This window comes from Pseudomonas sp. Sample_24, assembly GCF_004307605.1.
Lineage (GTDB): Bacteria > Pseudomonadota > Gammaproteobacteria > Pseudomonadales > Pseudomonadaceae > Aquipseudomonas.
This window is the reverse complement of record NZ_RCNW01000158.1, coordinates 1-20,907: the sequence shown is the minus strand read 5'-3', so window position 1 is coordinate 20,907 and position 20,907 is coordinate 1. Positions and strand designations below refer to the sequence as shown.

The window sequence follows — 20,907 nt, the reverse complement described above, 5'->3', positions numbered from 1 at the left end:
CGATCGCCGAGCGCATCCACACCTCCAAGCGCATGATCTATTACTACTTCGGCAGTAAGGAACAGCTCTACGTCGAAGTGCTGGAAAAGCTCTACGGCGATATCCGCAACACCGAAAACCGCCTGCACCTGACTGAGCTGGCGCCGGTAGAGGCGATTCGACGCCTGGTGGAATTCACCTTCGATCACCATGATCACAACGTCGATTTCGTGCGCATTGTCAGTATCGAGAACATTCACAACGCCGAGTATGTGAAGCGCTCCGATGCCATCAAGGCGATGAACAACACCATCCTCGATTCACTGGGCGAGATTCTGCGTCGCGGCGCCGAGCAAGGGCTGTTCCGCACGGGGCTTGATCCGTTGGATGTGCATTTGCTGATCAGTTCGTTCTGCTTCTATCGCGTGTCGAACCGTCATACCTTTGGCGAGATCTTTCAGATAGACCTGCCGGATGAACGCATCAAGCAGCGCCATCGCGAGATGATCTGCGAGTCGGTCCTGCGGTATCTGCAGGCCTGATGCGGGCGAGGGGGCTAACCCCCTCGCCAGATCCGATCAACCATTCATGCTCTGAAAATGCGCCAGCATTCGCTGCGCATCCGGCACCACGCCGCTGAACAACTCAAATGCCTTCACCGCCTGGAACACTGCCATGTTGCCGCCATCGAGTGTCCGGCAACCCAGCGCGCGGGCGTTGCGCAGCAGTTCGGTTTCCAATGGGAAATACACAATTTCCGCCACCCACAATTCAGCACGCAGCAACTCCACCGGCACCGGCATCCCCGGCAGCTTTTTCATGCCCATCGGCGTGGTATTCACCAGGCCGTTGGCCTCGCCCAGAGCCAGCGCCAGGTCATGACCGGCCACTGCGCGACCGCTGCCAAAATGTTGATTGAGATTGTCAGCCAGGCTCTGGGCGCGGCTGATTTCCACATCGAAAATACTCAGCTGTTGTACGCCTTCACTCAATAGCGCGTGGGCCACCGCCGCACCCGCACCACCGGCGCCCATCTGCACCACGCGCTCGACGGCTACACCTTGCAAGCCTCGGCGAAATCCCTCGGCAAAACCCAGGCAATCGGTGTTGTGGCCGATGCGTTTGCCATCCTTGAGCACCACAGTGTTTACCGCGCCGATGCCGCGGGCTTCCGGCGACAATTCGTCGAGCAGCGGGATGATTGCCTGCTTGCACGGGAACGTAATATTCAGCCCGGTGAAATTCATCCGTTCAGCGGCCAGCAACAGGTCGGGCAGGGCATTGCTGTCGAGTTGCAACTGATCGAGGTCGATCAGGCGATAGAGATAACGCAAGCCTTGGGCATCGCCTTCATGCTCGTGCAATGTCGGGGTGCGCGAAGCCTGGATGCCGGCGCCGATCAGTCCGGCCAATACCGCTTTGTTCTGGCTCACGATGCTCACCCTTTCAAACGTTGGCTGAAGTGTTCAAGCGCCAGGCGATAGCCATGGCTGCCAAAACCCGCCATCACTGCCGTGGCAATGGCTGACACAAAGGAATGGTGGCGGAAGGCTTCACGGGCGTGGACGTTGGACAGGTGGACTTCAATCACCGGCAATTCGCTGGCGACCAACGCGTCGCGAATCGCTACCGACGTGTGAGTCCAGGCAGCCGGGTTGATCACGATCCCGGCGCAGCGGCCGCGGGCGGCGTGAATCCAGTCGAGCAATTCGCCTTCATGGTTGGTCTGGCGAAACTCCACCTTCAGGCCGAACTCTTCGCCGGCACGGCCGCACAAAGCAGAAATATCAGCCAGGGTTTCGTGGCCGTAGGTGGCCGGTTCGCGAGTGCCGAGCAGGTTCAGATTCGGGCCGTTGAGCACCAGAATGATGGGGGCCATCAAAATATCTCCACTTATTATTTTTGGCTTTGGCCGTAGGTTTCGACCTGTGGAGATAAATTGTACTAGATGGTTAATTCGGTCAATTGAAGCGACAGCTCCCTGGCTTAATGTGTGCGGTGATCGGACGCTTTCGCGATCAGCGGGGCAAATGCTCTACCAGAAAGTCGATAAACGCCCGTAACCGCAGTGGCACATGTCGGCTTTGCGGATACAGCAACGTAAACGGTCGCGAGCGTCCTCCGTATGGCTTGAGCACTTCTACCAAGGAGCCTTCGGCCAATTCTTTTTCGACGATGAAGCGATAGGTCTGGAACAGACCGGCGCCATGTTTTGCCAGGGTCACGCCGCCCAGTACATCATCGGAGCAAACGAAATTGCCCTCCGCCAGAATCTCGCGTTGATCACCGTTGTCATTGAACAGCCAGGCAATGCGCCGACCACTGCTGGGCAGTTCGTATTGGATGCATTCGTGCTGCTGCAAATCGTCGAGGGTTTGGGGCGTGCCGGCGTGCTTGAGGTACTCGGGGCTGGCAATCATCACCAGCTCGGCGTCCTCTAACGGCCGGGCGATCAAACCGGAATCCGGAATCGCCCGCACTCGAATGGCCAGGTCGTAGCCCTCGCCAACGAAGTCGATATTGCGATTGCTGATGTGCGACTCGACCTTCACCGCCGGAAAACGCGCACGAAAGGCCGGCATCAGCGGCAGGATCCGATGGTGGGCGTAAGTGGTCGGGATGCTGATACGCAGCGTGCCGGACGGCACTTGCTGTTGGCCCATGACTTCGCGCTGGGCTTCTACCAACTGGGCCAGTGCCTGTCGGCATTCCTCGTAGTAGCGTCGGCCGCTGTCGGTCAGTTTGACGCTGCGGGTGGTGCGCGCAAACAGTCGCACGGCCAGACGCTCTTCCATGCGCGACACCGAGCGGCTCACCGCAGCCGGCGTGACGCCCGCCACCAGCGCCGCAGCCGTGAAGCTGCCGGCCTCGGCGGCCAGACAAAACAGCTCGATGCTGCCCAACTGTAGATCGTCGAATTGTCGCTGCATGATTGGTTACACCGGGGATCAGATAAAGTATTTTGCAAACTGTTTAGCAGGCTCGATTGTACAAATAAAGTGATAAGCCTTCGTTAATCAACGATCAGGAGCAGCGCCATGCCTTTCGTCAGCGTGCGTATCACCCGTGAGGGCGTTACCTCGGAGCAAAAAGCCCAGGTTATCGCGGAAATCACCGAAACCCTGCAGCGGGTTCTCGGCAAGCCTCCAGAATGGACTCACATCGTCATCGAGGAAGTCGACACCGATAATTGGGGGCATGCCGGACTCACGGTGACCGAACAACGTAAGCAGCCAGGCTGATTGATCTCGCTTACAAAACAAGCCGTCATCAAGGCGGCTTTTGTGGGTGCATGGAAAGGAATGCTTACGATTCTCCAGCTCTACCCATCAAGTCTGAAGTGGATCTGCGCACTAGTCTCTGAGATGCATTGCCAATTCGATGCTCAGCGCCAGCGGTCGGATTTTCAGGGAAAGTCGAGTCTTTGGATTCATTAACCTAACGGATGGGTTAGCATGAGATTGTTCAGCTACAAAGGGTTGTCAATGGTGATCATGTTGCGCGATGAACATTGCCCACCGCATGCACATGTGGATGCAGGAACCTGGAGTGCGCGCTTCAAATTCAGCTTCTGGCACAACAGTGTCGAGCTGTGGGACGTGAATCCTCATTCACGCAGGCCACCGGTGTCGGTACTGGAAGGCTTGCGTCATGCGCTCGAACAACCCGCTCATATGCGCCGCGCTCGGTGTATCTGGTGGGAAAAGTTGCACACGGTGTGCCTCGATCATCAGATCTGGGACTGGCAAACCAGCGAAGTCGTGTTGGTAAAAAGGATCGCGAGTACGACAGGGATGATTGGCTCGGCTTGCTACGAGCCTGAGACGAATAAGACCCTGCTGGCGCTGATTGGCGTTCCAGAGGGCGTGGAGATTCAGCTATGAAAACGATACGGGCAGGAACGCTGGCTGATCGGTCCGTAACCGATGCGGTGCTGGATGAAGCCATCCAGCGTGGGCAAGTGCGCCACAAAAACGGTTTGCGGGCGACTTCGGTGACTTATGTAGAACCTTGTCTGGCGGTCAGTTTCATAGATGGAAGTGGCGTGCTGTTACCCGTACAGCACTATCCGGAATTCGATGAGTTTGACGTCGAGGATTTCGCGGATCTGAAAGTCGGCTTTTCCGGGACTGCTCTCTGCCATGAAGGCAAGGATCTACACGTTTCCATCGCCGGAATGATTAGCGCAAGCAAGCCGTTGATGGACATGGCCGCCTCGGTCATTGCCTCGCGGAATGGCCGCCAGAGCAGCGCCGCCAAAGCCGAGGCTGCGCGGGCGAATGGCCGTAAGGGCGGGCGTCCGCGCAAGGCAGATGCCACCGATTGAGCACGCACAAAAAAGCCGTCGTACTGACGGCTGTTTTGTATCACAGCAGCACTCACCGCCGGGTCAACAACACTCCGGATTCCATGTGATGGGTCCACGGGAACTGGTCGAACATCGCGCATTGGGTGATGCGATGCGTATCGTGCAGTTGGGCGATGTTGGCCGCCAGGGTTTGCGGGTTGCAGGAGATGTAGAGGATGTTGTCGAAGCGCCGGGTCAGCTCGCAGGTGTCCGGGTCCATGCCGGCGCGGGGCGGGTCGACGAACACACTGCCGAATTCGTAGCTCTTGAGGTCGATGCCGTGCAGGCGGCGGAACGGCCGCACTTCGTTGAGGGCTTCGGTCAGCTCTTCGGCGGACAGTCGCACCAGAGTGACGTTATCCACAGCGTTTTCGCTGAGATTGCTCAAAGCAGCGTTCACTGAAGTCTTGCTGATTTCGGTGGCCAGCACTTTGCGTACGCGGGTCGCGAGCGGCAGGGTGAAATTGCCATTGCCGCAATACAGCTCGAGCAAATCGTCCGGGCGATCGCCCAGCGCATCGTATGCCCAGTTGAGCATCTTCTGGTTCACCGTGCCGTTGGGCTGAGTGAACGCGCCTTCAGGCTGGCGATAGCTGAACGTGCGGCCGCCGACTTCCAGCTTCTCGACCACGTAATCGTGGCCGATGACTTCACGCTTGCCCTTGGAGCGACCGATGATGCTGACGTTCAGGTCGGCCGCGAGCTTCGAAGCCGCTGCATGCCAGTGTTCGTCCAGTGGACGGTGATAGCACAGGGTGATCATCGCATCGCCGGCCAGGGTGGTCAGGAACTCCACCTGGAACAGCTTGTGGCTCAGTGCCGCACTGGCCTGCCACGCAGCCTTGAGCTGCGGCATCAACTGGTTGATGCGCAGGCTGGCAATCGGGAATTCTTCGATCAGGATCGGCGTGCGTTTGTCTTCCTGGGAAAACATCGCGTAGTGACGCTCACCGGCTTCACGCCACAGGCGGAATTCGGCACGCAGACGGAAGTTCTGCAGCGGCGAGTCGAAAACGCTCGGCTGTGGCGCATCGAACGGGGCCAGCAGGTCACGCAAGCGCGTGACCTTGTCTTCGAGCTGAACGGCGTAGGCCTGGGAATCAAAAGTCATGCGTTGAACCAACCCAGCTTGATCACGAACAGAATCGACAGGATCACCAGCGCCGGGTTCAGCTCGCGGCCGCGACCGGACATCAGCTTGATGGCGGTCCAGGCAATGAAACCGAAGGCGATGCCATTGGCGATGGAATAAGTGAACGGCATGGCTAGCGCGGTGATCACCACTGGCGCGGCGACGGTAATGTCGTCCCAGTCTATTTCGGCCAGGCCGGAAGTCATCAGCACGGCGACGAACAGCAGGGCCGGTGCGGTGGCGAATGCCGGAACGCTGGCAGCCAGCGGCGAGAAGAACAGCGCCAGCAGGAACAGGATGGCCACGACGATGGCGGTCAGGCCAGTGCGGCCACCGGCACTCACGCCCGCGGCGGATTCGATGTAGCTGGTGGTGGTCGAGGTGCCCAGCAGCGAGCCGGCCATCGCGGCCGTACTGTCGGCGATCAGCGCACGGCCCATTTTCGGCATGTGGCCGTCTTTGCCCATCAGGCCGGCGCGCTTGGCGACGCCGATCAGGGTGCCGGAGTTGTCGAAGAGGTCGACGAACAGGAAGGCGAAAATCACGCTGACCAGACCGATGTCCAGCGCGCCCTTGATGTCCAGTTGCAGGAAGGTCGGAGCAAGCGACGGAGGCATCGACATCACGCCGCCGAACGGGGTGAAGCCCATGACGATGGAAACGATGGTCACCACCAGAATGCCGATCAGCACTGCGCCACGCACGGCAAGCGCCTCAAGGGCGACGATCAGGGCGAAGCCGATGGTGGCGAGGATCGGAGCCGGTTGCTTGAGGTCACCGAGGCCGACCATGGTCGCCGGGTTGCTGACCACGATGCCGGCGTTGTGCAGGGCGATCAACGCCAGGAACAGGCCGATACCGGCGGCAATCGCCGAGCGCAGCGGCAGCGGGATGCTGTTGATGATCCATTCCCGGATACGGAAGATCGACAGCAGGAAGAAGCACACCGCCGAGATGAACACCGCGCCCAGCGCCACTTGCCATGTGTGGCCCATGTGCAGGACCACGGTGTAGGTGAAGAAGGCGTTCAGACCCATGCCCGGTGCAAGGGCGATCGGGTAGTTGGCGATCAGGCCCATGGTCGTCGAGCCGATGGCGGCAGCCAGGCAAGTCGCGACGAACACCGCGCCCTTGTCCATGCCGGTCTCGCCGAGAATGCTCGGGTTGACGAACAGAATGTAGGCCATGGCCAGGAAGGTCGTAACGCCCGCCAGGATCTCGGTGCGTACGTTGGTGTTATGTGCCTTGAGTTGAAACAGCCTTTCCAGCATGCCTGCTCCCCGTGGCGCGCCCGGCGCCGTGAATGTATCGACTTCAACAGCAAAGCACAGACCGCTGCAAGCGCCTGGGATTTTTCTGTGGGTCGGAAAAAGCCGCGCATCATACCAGTAGCACAGCGTTATGGCTGCTTATGGCGGTGATCGTCGTCGATGTTTTGCGTTTCACCCAAACCAGCCATACTGCGCGCTGGTTTATTGGGGTGGCTATTGGATGAAAAAGTGTCTGTCGATCTTGTCCGCTATCGGGATGGCGTTGCTGTTGGCGGCACAAAGCGCCTCGGCGGCCTCGGCACCGCCGTTGACCGAAGTGAAGGTGCTCAAGGTCGAGTCGCCTCAATGTGGTTTTGAAACCATTGAGCAGGGACAGATCCAGACCCGCTGCAATCACAGTGGCCCGAACATCAGGATCTACGTGCTGGAAGTGGGCTACGGTCGCAGCCAGCCCCATGCTGCTCTGGATGGCTTCGAGGTGAATGGCACCCGCACGCCAGTCTGCGCCTATGAAAACGGCAACCTGACGGATTGTTCGCAACGCACGAAAATCGTTGGCAATTTGTACATCTTCAGCCTGGCGGGCAAGCAGGAAGGTACCTTTACGTACAGCAACACGTCGATCAACGCGCCGGGCAACACGATGTCGACACAGCTTTACATCAAGTAACGGCAAGCCTCGAACAAGGGTAGGGAAAGCTGACTACGCTTTAAGAACCCTCCTGTGGATTGTTCCCATGACCTTTCGAGCCTTGATTACCCTCGCCGAGGGCACCGATGACCTGCAGACCGTCACCCTGATCGATGTACTGCGCCGCGCCAAGGTGGAAGTGGTGGTAGCCAGCATCGAAGGCCGGCGCATGCTGACCTGCGCGCGCGGTACACGCCTGACCGCTGATGCCATGCTGGTGGATTTGCTCGCCCAGCCTTTCGATCTGATCGTGCTGCCAGGCGGTGCCGTGGGCACGCAACACCTGGCTGGTCATCAGCCACTGCAACAGTTGATCAAGGACCAGGCGACGGCCGGTCGGCTATTTGCGGGTATCGCCGAAGCGCCCGCGGTTGCCCTGCAAACTTTCGGAGTGCTGCGTCAGCGGCGCATGACGTGCCTGCCCTCCGTCAGCCATCAACTGTCAGGTTGCAATTTCGTCGATCAACCGGTGGTGGTCGACGGCAATTGCATCACCGCCCAAGGTTCGGGCGCAGCGTTGGCGTTTGCTCTGACACTGTTGGAACAGCTTTGCGGCAAAGCCACGCGAACGGCTGTGGCGGGGGAGTTGCTGGTTTAGACAGCATCAGCGTGAATGCCGATGGGTTTGATGAGCGGTTGCTCACGATGCTCAGCCTGCCAGAGATCGTAGTCGGTCTGAACCCCTAGCCATGTCCGCGCCTTACCAATCCCCGCCCGCTCCAGGCGTACAGCGAGGTCCGGACTGATCGGCGCATGCCCATGCAATACTCGCGACAAATGTGGGCGTGCGAACCCGAGGTGCCGGGCTAACTGCGCGACGCTGATTCCCAACTCGGGCAATACATCCATCAAAAGTGTTTCACCAGGGTGCGGCGGGTTGTGCATGGGCATGTCCTGCCTCCTGTCAGTGGTAATCCAGATAATGGACCAGTTCGATATCTGTGCCGATAAATCGAAAAACGACTCGCCAGTTCCCTGAGACACTCAGGGACCAGTACTCGGCCAATCCTTCCTTCAGCGGATGCAATCGCCATCCCGGTAGGTTGAGGTCGTCAGGGACCATGGCGCGATCCATGAACTGCAGGATGCGAGCCAGACGCTTTGCATGATCGGCTCGAATTCCGCGAGTCGAACCCGTTTCATAGAAGACACGAAGGCCTTTGTGCTGGAAGGATTTGATCATGGAAAAAAGTGTAAGGCGATACATTACACTTTATGCGGTATCTATGTATTGCACATGGTCGGCAAAACTGTGATGGATGACTGCTTCAGACTTTCACCTCTTCCTTTGGCACATGCATGCGGTCACGATTGGCCAGGGTCGGGAATAGTTTGATCCAGGTCCCGGTGACCAGCAGCGTGCCTATTCCCCCCATGACCACCGCCGGAACCGTACCGAACCAATGGGCGGTCAGGCCCGACTCGAATTCGCCCAACTGGTTTGAGGCCCCGATGAACAGCCCGTTCACCGCACTGACCCGGCCGCGCATTTCGTCCGGGGTTTCCAGTTGAACGAACGAGGCGCGGATCACCATGCTGATCATGTCGGCCGCGCCCAATACCACCAGCACGGCGAGGGAAAACCAGAACGAGGTCGACAGGCCGAAGGCAATGGTTGCCACGCCAAATACGCCCACGGCTGTAAACATCACCCGCCCGACGTTGCGCTCCACGGCAAATCGCGCCAGGAACAGCGACATCAGCAGCGCACCCACCGCCGGAGCTGAGCGCAGCAGGCCCAGGCCCCACGGGCCGGTCAGCAGAATGTCCTTGGCGAACACCGGCAACAGCGCTGTCGCACCGCCCAGCAGCACAGCGAACAGGTCCAGGGAAATGGCCCCGAGGATATCCGGGCGACTGCGAATGAAGCGGATCCCCGCCAGCAACGAATCCAGCGTCGCCTTACCCTTGTTCAGCGGTGTTTGCCGAGCGGGCAAATTGAGCATCAATGCGCAAGCGATGATGTACAGGACCACCGTCGGGCCATACACCCACACGCTGCCAAAGGCATAGAGCAGACCGCCGAGGGCCGGGGCGACGATGGTTGCCGATTGCTGGGCCGATTGCGCGGCGGCTACCGCCCGGGGAAACAAGGCGCTGGGCACAATGCTCGGGAGCAGGGCCTGGGTGGTCGGCATCTCAAAGGAGCGGGCGGCTCCCAGCAGGAAGGCGAGGATGAAGATCATCTCCCGGGTGACATGATCCGTCGCGCTGCCAATGGCCAGCGACAGGGCGATCAGCGCCTGGAGCGATTGGCAGATGGCGGCGACTTTGCGTCGGTCGTAGCGGTCTGCGACATGCCCGGTGTGCAGCATGAACAGTACGCGAGGTGCGAATTCCACCAGCCCCACCAGTCCCAGATCGAGCACGTTGCCGGTCAACTGGTACAGGTTCCAGCCGATGGCCACGGTAAGCATTTGGAAACCGCTGGCGGTAAACACCCGGGCCAGCCAGAACGCGAGGAAAGGGCGATGGTGACGTAACAGCAAGGGCGCTTGGCTGGGCATCTGCGGGCAAATCTTGGAATAGGGGAAGGGCGAGGTTATCACCAACCTGTAACAGGAAGTTGCCACGCCTGAAAATTTCATTAGCCAGACATCGATTTTGCTGAGGCAGCCGATCTCGAACGCCATGAGGCAACTTGTCACGCGGCAAACGGCCACGCAGTTCATCGCCGAAATTGGGACTACTCTTTCAACGTTGCTTGATCCAGATCAACGCCCTGCGAAGGGAATTGATTGGCCAGAATCCCTGCGTTGCGATGCCTGTAAAAAAAAGAACGAATTTGAATTCGCCGCACTCCATACCCGTGGGACCCGTGGATGCAGGCTTCCAGCCAGCAGCCGTAATACCTGACAGAGGAAGACTTATGTTCGGTTTAGAGGCACTTGATCTCGCCCGAATTCAGTTCGCGTTCACCATTTCGTTTCACATCCTTTTTCCGGCCATCACCATTGGCCTGGCGAGTTACCTGGCTGTACTCGAAGGCTTGTGGCTCAAAACCAACAACGACACCTATCGGGACCTCTACCATTTCTGGTCGAAGATCTTTGCGGTCAACTTCGGCATGGGGGTGGTCTCCGGGCTGGTGATGGCTTATCAGTTCGGCACCAACTGGAGCCGTTTTTCGGATTTCGCCGGGTCGGTCACCGGACCGTTGCTGACGTACGAAGTGCTCACGGCGTTCTTTCTGGAAGCCGGGTTCCTCGGGGTCATGCTGTTCGGCTGGAACAAGGTCGGGCGCGGCTTGCACTTCTTCTCGACGGTCATGGTCGCCATCGGCACACTGATTTCGACGTTCTGGATTCTTGCGTCCAACAGCTGGATGCAAACACCGCAGGGCTTTGAAATCATCAACGGCCAGGTGATTCCAACCGACTGGCTGGCGGTGATCTTCAACCCTTCGTTCCCTTATCGCCTGATGCACATGGCGACGGCGGCCTTCGTTGCCACGGCGTTCTTCGTCGGCTCTTCGGCGGCCTGGCATTTGCTGCGCGGCAAGGACAACCCGGCGATCCGTACCATGCTTTCGATGGCGATGTGGATGGCGCTGATCGTGGCGCCGATCCAGGCGGTCATTGGCGATTTCCACGGCCTCAACACGCTGGAACATCAGCCCGCGAAAATTGCCGCGATCGAAGGCCACTGGGAAAACAAAGGCGACGAGGCAACGCCGCTGATTCTGTTCGGCTGGCCGGACATGAAAGAAGAGAGGACCAAGTTTGCAGTCGAGATCCCGTACCTGGGCAGCTTGATCCTGACCCACTCGCTGGATAAACAAGTGCCGGCGCTCAAGGATTTCCCGCCTGAAGACCGGCCGAATTCGACCATCGTGTTCTGGTCGTTCCGGATCATGGTTGGCCTGGGCATGCTTATGATCTTCACCGGTTTGTGGAGCCTGTGGCTGCGCAAGCGCGACAAACTCTATACCTCGCGACCGTTCCTGTACCTGGCGTTGTGGATGGGGCCGTCCGGGCTGATCGCAATCCTCGCCGGTTGGTTCACTACTGAAATCGGACGCCAGCCGTGGGTGGTCTACGGGCTGATGCGCACGGCGGACGCGTCCTCCAATCACAGCTTCATGCAGATGAGCATCACCCTGATCCTGTTCGTCGTGGTGTATTTCGCGCTGTTTGGCGCGGGCCTGGGCTACATGATGCGCCTGGTGCGCAAAGGGCCGAAGATCGATGAAGGCAAGGAAACCAACGACGGTGGTCCTGGCCAGAAACGCACCCCGGCGCGGCCGCTGTCCGCAGCCGACGATGAGCATTCCGATGCCGACCGCACCGTGACCAAGGAGATTTGAATCATGGGTATTGATCTTCCGCTGATCTGGGCCGTGATCATCATCTTCGGCATCATGATGTACGTGGTCATGGATGGCTTCGATCTGGGGATCGGCATTCTTTTCCCGTTCATTCCCGGCAAGGCCGACCGTGACGTGATGATGAACACCGTCGCGCCCGTCTGGGACGGCAACGAAACCTGGCTGGTGCTGGGCGGTGCGGCGTTGTTCGGCGCCTTCCCGCTGGCCTATTCGGTGGTGCTCTCGGCGTTGTATCTGCCGCTGATCTTCATGCTGGTCGGGTTGATTTTCCGCGGCGTGGCGTTCGAGTTCCGCTTCAAGGCCAAGGACGACAAACGTCACTTGTGGGACAAGGCCTTCATCGGCGGTTCGATTGCCGCGACGTTTTTCCAGGGCGTGGCATTGGGGGCGTTCATCGATGGCTTGCCAGTGGTCAATCGGCAATTCGCCGGTGGCTCACTGGACTGGCTGACACCGTTCACCCTGTTCTGCGGCGCAGCGTTGGTGGTGGCTTATGCATTGCTCGGTTGCACCTGGCTGATCATGAAGACCGAAGGGAAATTGCAGGAACAGATGCATGACCTGGCGCGGCCCTTGGCGTTCGTGTTGTTGGCGGTAATCGGTATCGTCAGTATCTGGACGCCGCTGGCCCATGCCGAGATCGCAGCCCGCTGGTTCACCCTGCCGAACCTGTTCTGGTTCCTGCCGGTGCCGATCCTGGTGCTGGTGACCTTGTACGGCCTGATTCGCGCGGTGGCGCGCAATGCGCACTACACGCCGTTCCTGCTGACGCTGGTGCTGATCTTTCTCGGTTACAGCGGCTTGGGCATCAGTCTGTGGCCGAACATCGTACCGCCGTCGATCTCGATCTGGGACGCCGCTGCACCACCGCAGAGCCAGGGCTTCATGCTGGTGGGTACGCTGTTCATCATTCCGTTTATCCTGGGTTACACCTTCTGGAGCTACTACGTGTTCCGCGGCAAGGTCACCCATGAAGATGGTTATCACTAGGGCGCAGTGCGAAAAATTGTAAGAGCGAGCCTGCTCGCGATGGCGTCATCACAGACGCCATCCACCCTTACTGGAGAAATTGAATCATGTCCGGCAAACATTCCCTGCACGACATCGAAGAAGCCGAAAAAAAACCGCTGTGGCAGCGGCTCGGCTGGTTGGCCATGATCTGGGCCGGCAGCGTCGGTGCGCTGTTCATCGTCGCCAGCCTGATGCGGATGTTCATGAACGCCGCCGGTCTGAGCACTCACTGACATCCGCACCCGGAAGCTTTTTGGGGTTACTTGCGCGCCTTGAGGATCACGAACTTCGGCGTGGCCGCCACTTGCTCCACACCTCGGAACAGACGCGCAAGTTTGCTGTGATAACCCAGGTGACGATTGCCGACAATGTACAGCGCCCCCCCGACGACCAGCGCCTCCCGGGCTTGCTGGAACATTCGCCAGGCGAGGAAGTCGCCCACCACTTGTTGCTGGTGAAACGGCGGATTACACAGCACCACGTCCAGCGACTGAGGTTCCTGTCCGGCCAACCCGTCGCCGGCACGCACGATGACATCGCGCTCGCCCAATGCTGCCTGCCAGTTCTCGGCAGCCGATTGCACCGCCATGAACGACTCGTCCACCAAGGTGTAATGGGCGTCAGGGTTTTGCAGAGCACTGGCAATCGCCAGCACACCGTTTCCGCAACCGAGGTCGGCCACGCGCGCCGTACCGAGATTCTTCGGCAAGTGCGGCAGAAATGCCCGCGTGCCGATGTCCAGCCCTTCGCGACAGAACACGTTCGCGTGGTTGAGCAATTCAATGGCCGGTTCGTCAAGCCGATAGCGCGTCGGGTAGGGCGATGTTGCAGGTGCCATTGCTTGAGCAGTGGCAATCAGTAGCCGGGCTTTTTTAACCGCCAACGAAGCTTGCACAGGGCCAATGTAGCGTTCGAGCAAGTCGCCGGCCGCACGCGGCAGGTGTTTGATCATGGCTGCGGCGATCACTTGGGCACCGGGCGCGAGTTGGCCCTGCAGGCGGATCAACTGCTCCTCCAGCAATGCCAGTGTCTTCGGTACCCGGATCAACACCCGGTCGAATGGCCCTGCAACGATTTCACTGGCCGGCACATGTGGCACTGCGTCAAATGCCTGACCATTGCGGGCCAGATTCTTTTCCAACCCTTGCAAAGCCAGGAACGAATCACCGCTGCTGACCACGTTGACCTTGCCCGCCAGACTGGCTGCCAACGCGCCGAAACTATCGTTCAACACCAGCACCCGTGTATCGATCGAGGGCTGCTGCTCAGCCAGATGGTTGAGCAGGTATTCGTCGGCTGCATCGAAGGCTTGCAGCGGTTCATTCTGCTGTTCGGGCTGACGAATCAGGTCAAGGCTGGCAAAAGGTGTTTCGAGCAAAGGCATGGGGCGGGGCTCTGGGTAATCAACGGGTATCCCGCGGCCCTTGGGCAACTTGGCGGCGGGCCGGCCGAGTGGCCTGCGTTGTGGAAAAATCACACGGCAAAACACTCGGGAGGGACCGCGAATGGTACGGTTTTTTGTATCCGATTACTCGCAGGTTTTCGCTTCAGCGAATCGCGTCGCCAGTCAGATAGCCTTCCTTGACAGCGGCAATCACGGCCGAAATTTTGTTATTGACCCCGAGTTTGCGGATGGCTTCCTGTACATGGAAGTTGATCGTCCGTGCACTGAGGTTGAGAATCCTCGCGCTTTCGTAGGCTGTCTTGCCATCGGCCGCCAATTTCAGCACGTCGACTTCCCGTGGCGTCAGATGCGGGGTTTGGGGCCTCTTGGCAGCTTTGGGCATCGCCTCCAGCATTAGTTTGTGTAAATGATTGCCGATGAATACCGAGAAACCGAGGTTTTCGTACAGCTCCCACGCACTGATCGGGCAATGACTTCTGGCAAGACTCAAGATAGAGCACAAGCCACTGTCCTCGTTATGAACGGCTTGTGACCAACCATGCTGCATTCCCTGTTGCTCCATGGTGTCCCATATCCATGGCACGTCATGGAAGAGTTCCTCGGTCCACAGGATGGGCAGCGTGGATTGATTGCAATGTGCTATTACCGGATCAATCAAACTGAACTTTGTGTGTTCATATTCACTGTTCCATTGCTTAGAGTAATTGTTCAATTGCACAGGTTGAAATTGATCATTCACCGGTAAGCAACTTGCTGAAAAAGCACAAAATTTGTACCCGATATTTTTTGCGAAACTCAACGCAACCCGATAGGCGCTATCCATATCCGTTGTGTTGGATAACTGAATGAGTTGTAGCTCCTTCCACCGTTCCATTATCGGCTCCATGTATGAACTCGCGTGTGGGCGCTTTGGATCCAAGCGATCGGCGCGAGTGGAAGTGTAGGATGATTCTTACATCGTGTTGAGATTTTTTTGCTTGGCTAAACCAGTTTTAAACATGTGTCTGGTTCTATAACGCGACTGACGTTTAAGTATGTTGATTTTAATATCATCAATTAACCGAGCAGTTAGTTGTGCTGGGCGAACTGAATTCAATTGAACAAGTTGTTTTCACCTTAAAGGCACCACAAACCATCGGTGTTTCTGCCGGTCTATTTGCGCGACACTGGGAGCGTCTGTTGAATGGAGCGTCCCAATGACAGCCAGTGAAGAAAAATTTACCCGCCAGACCTTGCTCGACGTCCAGCCATTGACCCCGAACCTGTTCACGCTTCGGTCGACAAGGGACGCCGGGTTTCGTTTTCGTGCAGGCCAGTTCGCCCGACTGGGCGTGACCAAGGCCGATGGCAGCACAGTCTGGCGAGCCTATTCCATGGTGTCATCGCCCCATGACGAGTTTCTGGAGTTCTTTTCCATCGTCGTTCCGGGAGGCGAGTTCACCAGCGAACTGAGTCGACTGGGGGTAGGCGACACGTTGCTGGTCGACCGTCAGGCCTTCGGTTACCTGACCCTCGACCGATTTGTCGATGGGCGTGATCTGTGGCTGTTATCCACGGGGACTGGAATTGCGCCGTTTCTGTCGATCCTGCAGGACTTTGAAGTCTGGGAGAAATTCGAACGCATCATCCTGGTCTATAGCGTGCGCGAATCCCGCGAGCTGGCGTATCAGGAGCTGATCGCGGGGCTGGCCCAACGCGAGTATCTGGAGGAGTTTGCACACAAACTGCAGCTCATCAACACTGTCACGCGCGAGTTGCACCCAGCCGCGCTCAACGGCCGCATTACCACGCTGATCGAAAACGGCGAATTGGAACGCGCAGCCGGGGTGGCGCTGACGCCTGAGCATTCGCGGGTCATGCTCTGCGGTAACCCGCAAATGATCGATGACACACGCAAATTGCTCAAACAGCGCGATATGCATTTAAGCCTCAGCCGCCGCCCCGGGCAGGTGGCGGTGGAGAATTTCTGGTAAAAAAAAACGGTGCCTCGGGGGGCGCCGTTTTTGTTTGCGGATACTCAGGGCTGTCTGTTCTGCGCCTTGAGCAGGTCGCGAATCTCACCCAGCAACTCTTCTTCCTTGGTCGGAACCGGCGGCAGGGTCGGGGCAACAGCTTCTTCGCGTTTGAGACGGTTGATGGCCTTGACGCCCATGAAGATCGCGAAAGCGACAATGATGAAGTCGATCAGTGTCTGAATGAATTTGCCGTACGCCAACACCACCGCCGGGACGTCGCCCTGCGCGGCCTTGAGCGTAATGGCCAGGTCACTGAAGTCCACCCCGCCGATCAGCAGCCCGATGGGAGGCATGATCACATCACCGACGAACGACGACACAATCTTGCCGAAAGCGGCGCCGATAATGATACCGACGGCCATGTCGATCACATTGCCTTTGACCGCGAAGGCCTTGAACTCGTTAAGCACGCCCATAGGTATTTCCTTGTTACAGATGAGTTGGTGAACGCAGTGTAAATCAGCCAAATGCTTCCTGCCCGAAACAACTGCTTACGATGCTCGCCTGCAATCGACCGGACCGACGGCGAAAAGTTTTAGCGAGCCTTGCCTGCCACCGGATGGCTTGAGCTTTCTGGATCAGGCTTTGTGGACTGATGATGCAGTAATCAGTGTGAACAAAAGGTTGGTGGCGAATCAATATCAGCCGCTATTCTGATGATCGTTTTACACTTCATAACAATAAAGGACTGACGGTTTGGTTGGATCAATCCGCTCGGAGTTTCGAAGGCTTGATGTAAAAACTTATCCGTTATAAGTGTGTGGTTATTGATGGGGGTTTTTGATTGCATTTTTGTTGAAAATTGTACGCTCAGATTTAAAGCGGTTAAGTGTTGTACAAGTTTTAATGACGGTTGATTAGGGGGGCTGGTATTTATTTCGGATAGTTTGTACAGGTTGTTAAAGGCGTTTGGATTGGAAGTGTGTGTACCGTTCACAGCTTTATTTAATGTAAGTGATGATATTTGCCTGCCCCCCTCACTCTCGGAACAGTCAGATACGATCGCTGATTCATTCCGACAACAGCATCGCACTGATCGCCGCCACCTGAGCTATCATCGCGATTTTTGCCGGGAGTTCAGATGGCCAAGGCCAAGCGCATGTACGGCTGCACCGAGTGCGGCTCAACCTTCCCGAAATGGGCCGGCCAGTGTGGCGAGTGTGGTGCCTGGAATACGCTGACTGAAACCATGGTGGAAAGCGGCGGGGCGGCGGCACCCAGCGGACGCACGGGCTGGACCGGTCAGCAGGCGCAGATCAAAACCCTGGCCGAAGTCAGCGTCGAGGAGATCCCGCGCTTTTCCACCGCCTCCAGTGAACTGGACCGGGTGTTGGGCGGCGGCCTCGTCGACGGTTCGGTGGTGTTGATCGGCGGTGATCCGGGCATCGGCAAATCGACCATCCTCCTGCAAACCCTGTGCAACCTCGCCAAAAGCATGCCGGCCCTGTACGTCACGGGGGAAGAATCCCAGCAGCAAGTGGCCATGCGTGCCCGTCGTCTTGGCTTGCCCCAGGATCAATTGCGGGTCATGACCGAAACCTGCATCGAAACCATCATCGCCACGGCGCGCCTCGAGAAGCCCAAGGTTATGGTGATCGACTCGATCCAGACGATTTTCACCGAGCAGTTGCAATCCGCGCCGGGCGGTGTGTCCCAGGTGCGTGAAAGCGCGGCCCTGCTGGTGCGTTATGCCAAGCAGAGCGGCACGGCGATTTTCCTGGTGGGCCATGTCACCAAGGAAGGAGCTCTGGCCGGCCCGCGTGTGCTGGAGCACATGGTCGATACCGTGTTGTATTTCGAAGGCGAGTCCGATGGCCGTCTGCGCTTGTTGCGAGCGGTGAAAAACCGATTCGGTGCGGTCAACGAACTGGGTGTGTTCGGCATGACGGACAAGGGCTTGAAAGAAGTCTCCAACCCATCGGCGATTTTTCTGACTCGAGCTCAGGAAGAAGTGCCAGGCAGTGTGGTCATGGCGACGTGGGAAGGCACCCGGCCGATGCTGGTAGAAGTTCAGGCGCTGGTGGATGACAGCCATTTGGCCAATCCGCGGCGCGTTACCCTGGGCCTGGACCAAAATCGTTTGGCGATGTTGCTGGCGGTGTTGCACCGACATGGCGGCATTCCGACCCATGACCAGGATGTGTTCCTCAACGTCGTCGGCGGCGTGAAAGTGTTGGAAACCGCCTCTGACCTGGCGTTGATGGCGGCAGTCATGTCCAGTTTGCGCAACCGGCCGCTGCCTCACGATTTGCTGGTATTCGGCGAGGTCGGCCTGTCCGGCGAAGTGCGACCGGTGCCCAGCGGTCAGGAGCGCTTGAAAGAGGCTGCCAAGCACGGGTTCAAGCGGGCAATCGTGCCCAAGGGCAATGCGCCGAAGGAAGCGCCAGCGGGGTTGCAGATCATTGCCGTCACCCGCCTGGAGCAGGCGCTCGACGCACTGTTTGAATAGTCTTTGATTCTGAGAGGGCGGGCTTGCCCGCTCTCACGGGGTGCTGTCATGGCGTAATCAGGGCACCCAGCTCTCGTTCAAGCTCAGCCTCGTCTGCGAGGTTCAGCTCAATCAGTCGCCGCAGGCGCTCAATGGATTCCAGGCTGATGTGCCGGCAGACAAACCCTAACTGGCCGTTTTCTTCATGGGCCAGCTGCACATCCATCTCGATATCGATGTCATCGCTCAGATGAATGTCGACGAAAAAGTCCTGCGTCGCATCACCCAGCCAAGGTTCAGGGCGTTCGATCAATAGCCCTTTGAGCGACAGGTCGATCAGCTTTACCGGCCAGATGTACTCGCCTTGGCTCAGCTCAGTCCTGGCATCGAAGGCGATGCGTTTGAAGCGACGGCGGTCGGCGGGGTGTTCGCTCATGGCGCAATCCTCTTGATGTTCGCTGACTATAGACCCGCATCGTTGAAACCTGCCAGCCAGGACAAGGGCTCTAGACCAATGTTGGCTATGGTCTTTGCCGTCAGGAGAGCTAAACTCGACGTGGCTGTCTTTCTTGTCCACTCTGGCTGGAATAATAAAATGAAAAATAATAATAGCCTGCTACGCCATTTACCCTGGCTGGTGCTGGCAATCGTAGGGGCGTGCGCTCTGGGTGTAGTGGCATTGCGCCGAGGTGAGGCAATCAATGCCTTGTGGATTGTGGTCGCTGCTGTGGCCATCTATCTGGTCGCGTACCGCTACTACAGTCTGTTTATCGCCAACAATGTGATGCAACTCGACCCGCGACGGGCCACCCCCGCCGTACTCAACAATGATGGTCTGGACTATGTGCCGACCAACAAACACATCCTTTTCGGTCACCACTTTGCGGCCATTGCTGGCGCGGGACCGCTGGTCGGTCCGGTGCTGGCGGCGCAGATGGGCTATCTGCCTGGCACGCTGTGGCTGATCGCCGGCGTGGTGCTGGCCGGTGCCGTTCAGGACTTCATGGTCCTGTTCATGTCCACCCGCCGCAACGGTCGTTCGCTGGGTGACATGGTCCGTGAAGAAATGGGCCGCATCCCCGGCACCATCGCGCTGTTCGGCTGCTTCCTGATCATGATCATCATCCTCGCGGTGCTGGCGCTGATCGTGGTCAAGGCCCTGGCCGAAAGCCCGTGGGGTATTTTCACGGTGATGGCGACCATCCCGATCGCGATGTTCATGGGCATTTACATGCGCTACATCCGCCCGGGCCGCATCGGTGAGATCTCGGTCATCGGCGTGCTGTTGCTGCTGGGTTCGATCTGGCTTGGAGGAGAAATCGCCGCTGACCCGGTGTGGGCCAAGGCCTTTACCTTCACTGGCGTGCAAATTACCTGGATGCTGATCGGCTACGGTTTCGTCGCGGCAGTGTTGCCGGTGTGGCTGATCCTGGCGCCGCGTGACTACCTGTCGACCTTCCTCAAAATCGGCACCATCGTTGCCCTGGCCATCGGTATTCTGGTGACCATGCCAGAGCTGAAAATGCCGGCGCTGACCCAGTTCGTCGATGGCACTGGACCGGTGTGGAAGGGCGGCCTGTTCCCGTTCCTGTTCATTACCATCGCCTGTGGCGCGGTATCGGGTTTCCACTCGCTGATTGCTTCCGGCACCACGCCGAAACTACTCGATAACGAAGTCAATGCCCGTTACATCGGTTATGGCGGCATGTTGATGGAGTCGTTCGTGGCAATCATGGCGATGGTCGCCGCTTCGGTGATCGAGCCAGGGGTGTACTTCGCCATGAACAGCCCGGCGGCTGTGGTTGGCAGTGATGTCGTGTCCGTGGCGACGGCGGTCAGCAACTGGGGCTTTGCAATTACTCCCGAAGCGCTGCAAGCGGTGGCCCATGACATCGGTGAAACCACCATCCTGGCCCGTGCCGGCGGTGCACCAACCCTGGCCGTCGGTATCGCGCAGATCCTGCACAGCGTGCTCCCGGGCGAAAACACCATGGCGTTCTGGTACCACTTCGCGATCCTGTTCGAGGCGCTGTTCATCCTCACGGCGGTAGACGCTGGTACCCGTGCCGGTCGTTTCATGCTGCAGGACTTGCTCGGCTCGTTCGTGCCGGCGCTGAAGCGCACCGAATCCTGGACTGCCAACCTGATCGCCACTGCCGGTTGTGTGGCGATGTGGGGCTGGTTGTTGTATCAGGGCGTGATCGACCCATTGGGTGGCATCAACACCTTGTGGCCGCTGTTCGGTATCTCCAACCAGATGCTGGCCGGTATCGCGCTGATGCTCGGCACCGTGGTGCTGA

The 20,907-nt window shown here is 58.3% G+C and carries 25 protein-coding genes; 13 read left to right on the top strand and 12 right to left on the bottom strand.

Translation table 11 applies throughout. From position 1 onward, the window contains the following. Nucleotides 1-521, top strand: a 521-nt coding sequence (locus D8V06_RS07660; RefSeq protein ID WP_130930729.1) for a TetR/AcrR family transcriptional regulator, incomplete at its 5' end; no start/stop codon positions are given. A gap of 36 nt (nt 522-557) precedes the next feature. Here D8V06_RS07660 and D8V06_RS07655 read toward each other — a convergent pair. The 3 genes from D8V06_RS07655 to D8V06_RS07645 all read right to left on the bottom strand — a co-directional run bounded on the left by D8V06_RS07655 (nt 558) and on the right by D8V06_RS07645 (nt 2,909). After that, the gene (locus D8V06_RS07655; protein WP_130930728.1) at nt 558-1,412 is read right to left on the bottom strand and encodes a shikimate dehydrogenase; all 855 of its coding nucleotides are present in this window, start codon (nt 1,410-1,412) and stop codon (nt 558-560) included. Nucleotides 1,413-1,417: 5 nt separating this feature from the next. Beyond that, on the bottom strand, nt 1,418-1,858 hold the full coding sequence (gene aroQ, locus D8V06_RS07650) for a type II 3-dehydroquinate dehydratase (RefSeq protein ID WP_056855705.1): 441 nt from the start codon (nt 1,856-1,858) through the stop codon (nt 1,418-1,420). Between the two features lie 139 nt (nt 1,859-1,997). Beyond that, a complete protein-coding gene (locus D8V06_RS07645; RefSeq protein WP_056855704.1) occupies nt 1,998-2,909 on the bottom strand; it encodes a LysR family transcriptional regulator in 912 nt (303 codons plus the stop codon). Between the two features lie 108 nt (nt 2,910-3,017). On the opposite strand from D8V06_RS07645, the gene D8V06_RS07640 reads away from it, so the two are divergent. The 3 genes from D8V06_RS07640 (at nt 3,018) to D8V06_RS07630 (ending at nt 4,306) form a co-directional block, all read left to right on the top strand. Continuing rightward, nucleotides 3,018-3,221, top strand: a complete 204-nt coding sequence (locus tag D8V06_RS07640) for a 4-oxalocrotonate tautomerase family protein (RefSeq protein ID WP_056855703.1) — start codon at nt 3,018-3,020, stop codon at nt 3,219-3,221. A 213-nt stretch (nt 3,222-3,434) separates the two neighbouring features. Next, on the top strand, nt 3,435-3,863 hold the full coding sequence (locus tag D8V06_RS07635; RefSeq protein ID WP_056855702.1) for a hypothetical protein: 429 nt from the start codon (nt 3,435-3,437) through the stop codon (nt 3,861-3,863). Continuing rightward, entirely contained in the window at nt 3,860-4,306 is a 447-nt protein-coding gene (locus tag D8V06_RS07630; protein WP_130908434.1) for a DUF2442 domain-containing protein, read from the top strand. The genes D8V06_RS07635 and D8V06_RS07630 overlap by 4 nt, the downstream gene beginning before the upstream one ends. Before the next feature lie 52 nt (nt 4,307-4,358). Here D8V06_RS07630 and trmA read toward each other — a convergent pair whose 3' ends face one another. Together trmA and D8V06_RS07620 are read right to left on the bottom strand one after the other, a co-directional pair. Beyond that, entirely contained in the window at nt 4,359-5,438 is a 1,080-nt protein-coding gene (gene trmA, locus D8V06_RS07625) for a tRNA (uridine(54)-C5)-methyltransferase TrmA (protein ID WP_130905848.1), read from the bottom strand. After that, the gene (locus tag D8V06_RS07620; protein ID WP_056855699.1) at nt 5,435-6,730 is read right to left on the bottom strand and encodes an NCS2 family permease; all 1,296 of its coding nucleotides are present in this window, start codon (nt 6,728-6,730) and stop codon (nt 5,435-5,437) included. The genes trmA and D8V06_RS07620 overlap by 4 nt, the downstream gene beginning before the upstream one ends. Nucleotides 6,731-6,762: 32 nt before the next feature. On the opposite strand from D8V06_RS07620, the gene D8V06_RS07615 reads away from it, so the two are divergent. The 3 genes from D8V06_RS07615 (at nt 6,763) to D8V06_RS07605 (ending at nt 8,019) form a co-directional block, all read left to right on the top strand. After that, nucleotides 6,763-6,954, top strand: a complete 192-nt coding sequence (locus D8V06_RS07615) for a hypothetical protein (RefSeq protein ID WP_130905849.1) — start codon at nt 6,763-6,765, stop codon at nt 6,952-6,954. Continuing rightward, a complete protein-coding gene (locus D8V06_RS07610) occupies nt 6,951-7,400 on the top strand; it encodes a DUF4879 domain-containing protein (RefSeq protein WP_056855698.1) in 450 nt (149 codons plus the stop codon). The genes D8V06_RS07615 and D8V06_RS07610 overlap by 4 nt, the downstream gene beginning before the upstream one ends. A 67-nt stretch (nt 7,401-7,467) precedes the next feature. Beyond that, entirely contained in the window at nt 7,468-8,019 is a 552-nt protein-coding gene (locus tag D8V06_RS07605; RefSeq protein WP_130930727.1) for a DJ-1 family glyoxalase III, read from the top strand. Here the strand turns inward: D8V06_RS07605 and D8V06_RS07600 are convergent. The 3 genes from D8V06_RS07600 to D8V06_RS07590 form a co-directional block, all read right to left on the bottom strand. Then, nucleotides 8,016-8,312 (bottom strand): HigA family addiction module antitoxin, encoded by a 297-nt coding sequence (locus tag D8V06_RS07600; protein ID WP_056855696.1) that lies wholly within the window; start codon nt 8,310-8,312, stop codon nt 8,016-8,018. The two genes, D8V06_RS07605 and D8V06_RS07600, sit on opposite strands and share 4 nt — an antisense overlap. Before the next feature lie 13 nt (nt 8,313-8,325). Then, a complete protein-coding gene (locus D8V06_RS07595) occupies nt 8,326-8,604 on the bottom strand; it encodes a type II toxin-antitoxin system RelE/ParE family toxin (protein WP_130930726.1) in 279 nt (92 codons plus the stop codon). 85 nt (nt 8,605-8,689) lie between these two features. Continuing rightward, nucleotides 8,690-9,928, bottom strand: a complete 1,239-nt coding sequence (locus tag D8V06_RS07590) for an MFS transporter (RefSeq protein WP_056855892.1) — start codon at nt 9,926-9,928, stop codon at nt 8,690-8,692. 362 nt (nt 9,929-10,290) lie between these two features. Here D8V06_RS07590 and D8V06_RS07585 point away from each other — a divergent pair, with 362 nt between their 5' ends. The 3 genes from D8V06_RS07585 to D8V06_RS07575 all read left to right on the top strand — a co-directional run bounded on the left by D8V06_RS07585 (nt 10,291) and on the right by D8V06_RS07575 (nt 12,992). Next, nucleotides 10,291-11,727, top strand: coding sequence for a cytochrome ubiquinol oxidase subunit I (locus D8V06_RS07585; protein ID WP_056855694.1), 1,437 nt, complete (start codon nt 10,291-10,293; stop codon nt 11,725-11,727). Nucleotides 11,728-11,730: 3 nt separating this feature from the next. After that, nucleotides 11,731-12,738 (top strand): cytochrome d ubiquinol oxidase subunit II, encoded by a 1,008-nt coding sequence (gene cydB / locus D8V06_RS07580; protein WP_130930725.1) that lies wholly within the window; start codon nt 11,731-11,733, stop codon nt 12,736-12,738. Nucleotides 12,739-12,824: 86 nt separating this feature from the next. Next, entirely contained in the window at nt 12,825-12,992 is a 168-nt protein-coding gene (locus D8V06_RS07575; protein WP_081504875.1) for a DUF2474 domain-containing protein, read from the top strand. Between the two features lie 26 nt (nt 12,993-13,018). Here D8V06_RS07575 and D8V06_RS07570 read toward each other — a convergent pair whose 3' ends face one another. Both D8V06_RS07570 and D8V06_RS07565 read right to left on the bottom strand, forming a co-directional pair. Next, a complete protein-coding gene (locus D8V06_RS07570; RefSeq protein ID WP_056855692.1) occupies nt 13,019-14,143 on the bottom strand; it encodes a methyltransferase in 1,125 nt (374 codons plus the stop codon). Between the two features lie 163 nt (nt 14,144-14,306). Continuing rightward, nucleotides 14,307-15,038 (bottom strand): autoinducer binding domain-containing protein, encoded by a 732-nt coding sequence (locus D8V06_RS07565; RefSeq protein ID WP_130905851.1) that lies wholly within the window; start codon nt 15,036-15,038, stop codon nt 14,307-14,309. Between the two features lie 322 nt (nt 15,039-15,360). Between D8V06_RS07565 and D8V06_RS07560 the strand changes: the two genes are divergently transcribed. Beyond that, nucleotides 15,361-16,137: a ferredoxin--NADP reductase gene (locus tag D8V06_RS07560; protein ID WP_130905852.1), complete on the top strand. Its 777-nt coding sequence runs from the start codon at nt 15,361-15,363 to the stop codon at nt 16,135-16,137. Nucleotides 16,138-16,181: 44 nt separating this feature from the next. Here the strand turns inward: D8V06_RS07560 and mscL are convergent, their stop codons facing one another. Further along, nucleotides 16,182-16,595, bottom strand: a complete 414-nt coding sequence (mscL, locus tag D8V06_RS07555) for a large-conductance mechanosensitive channel protein MscL (protein WP_056855689.1) — start codon at nt 16,593-16,595, stop codon at nt 16,182-16,184. A gap of 665 nt (nt 16,596-17,260) precedes the next feature. Between mscL and radA the strand changes: the two genes are divergently transcribed. Beyond that, complete coding sequence (radA, locus tag D8V06_RS07550; protein ID WP_056855688.1) at nt 17,261-18,628, top strand: DNA repair protein RadA; 1,368 nt, start codon at nt 17,261-17,263, stop codon at nt 18,626-18,628. A 46-nt stretch (nt 18,629-18,674) separates the two neighbouring features. Here radA and D8V06_RS07545 read toward each other — a convergent pair whose 3' ends face one another. Next, a complete protein-coding gene (locus D8V06_RS07545; RefSeq protein WP_056855687.1) occupies nt 18,675-19,043 on the bottom strand; it encodes a PilZ domain-containing protein in 369 nt (122 codons plus the stop codon). A gap of 159 nt (nt 19,044-19,202) precedes the next feature. Between D8V06_RS07545 and D8V06_RS07540 the strand changes: the two genes are divergently transcribed. Beyond that, nucleotides 19,203-20,907: carbon starvation CstA family protein (locus tag D8V06_RS07540; protein WP_130930724.1), on the top strand; the 1,705-nt coding region annotated here is incomplete at its 3' end.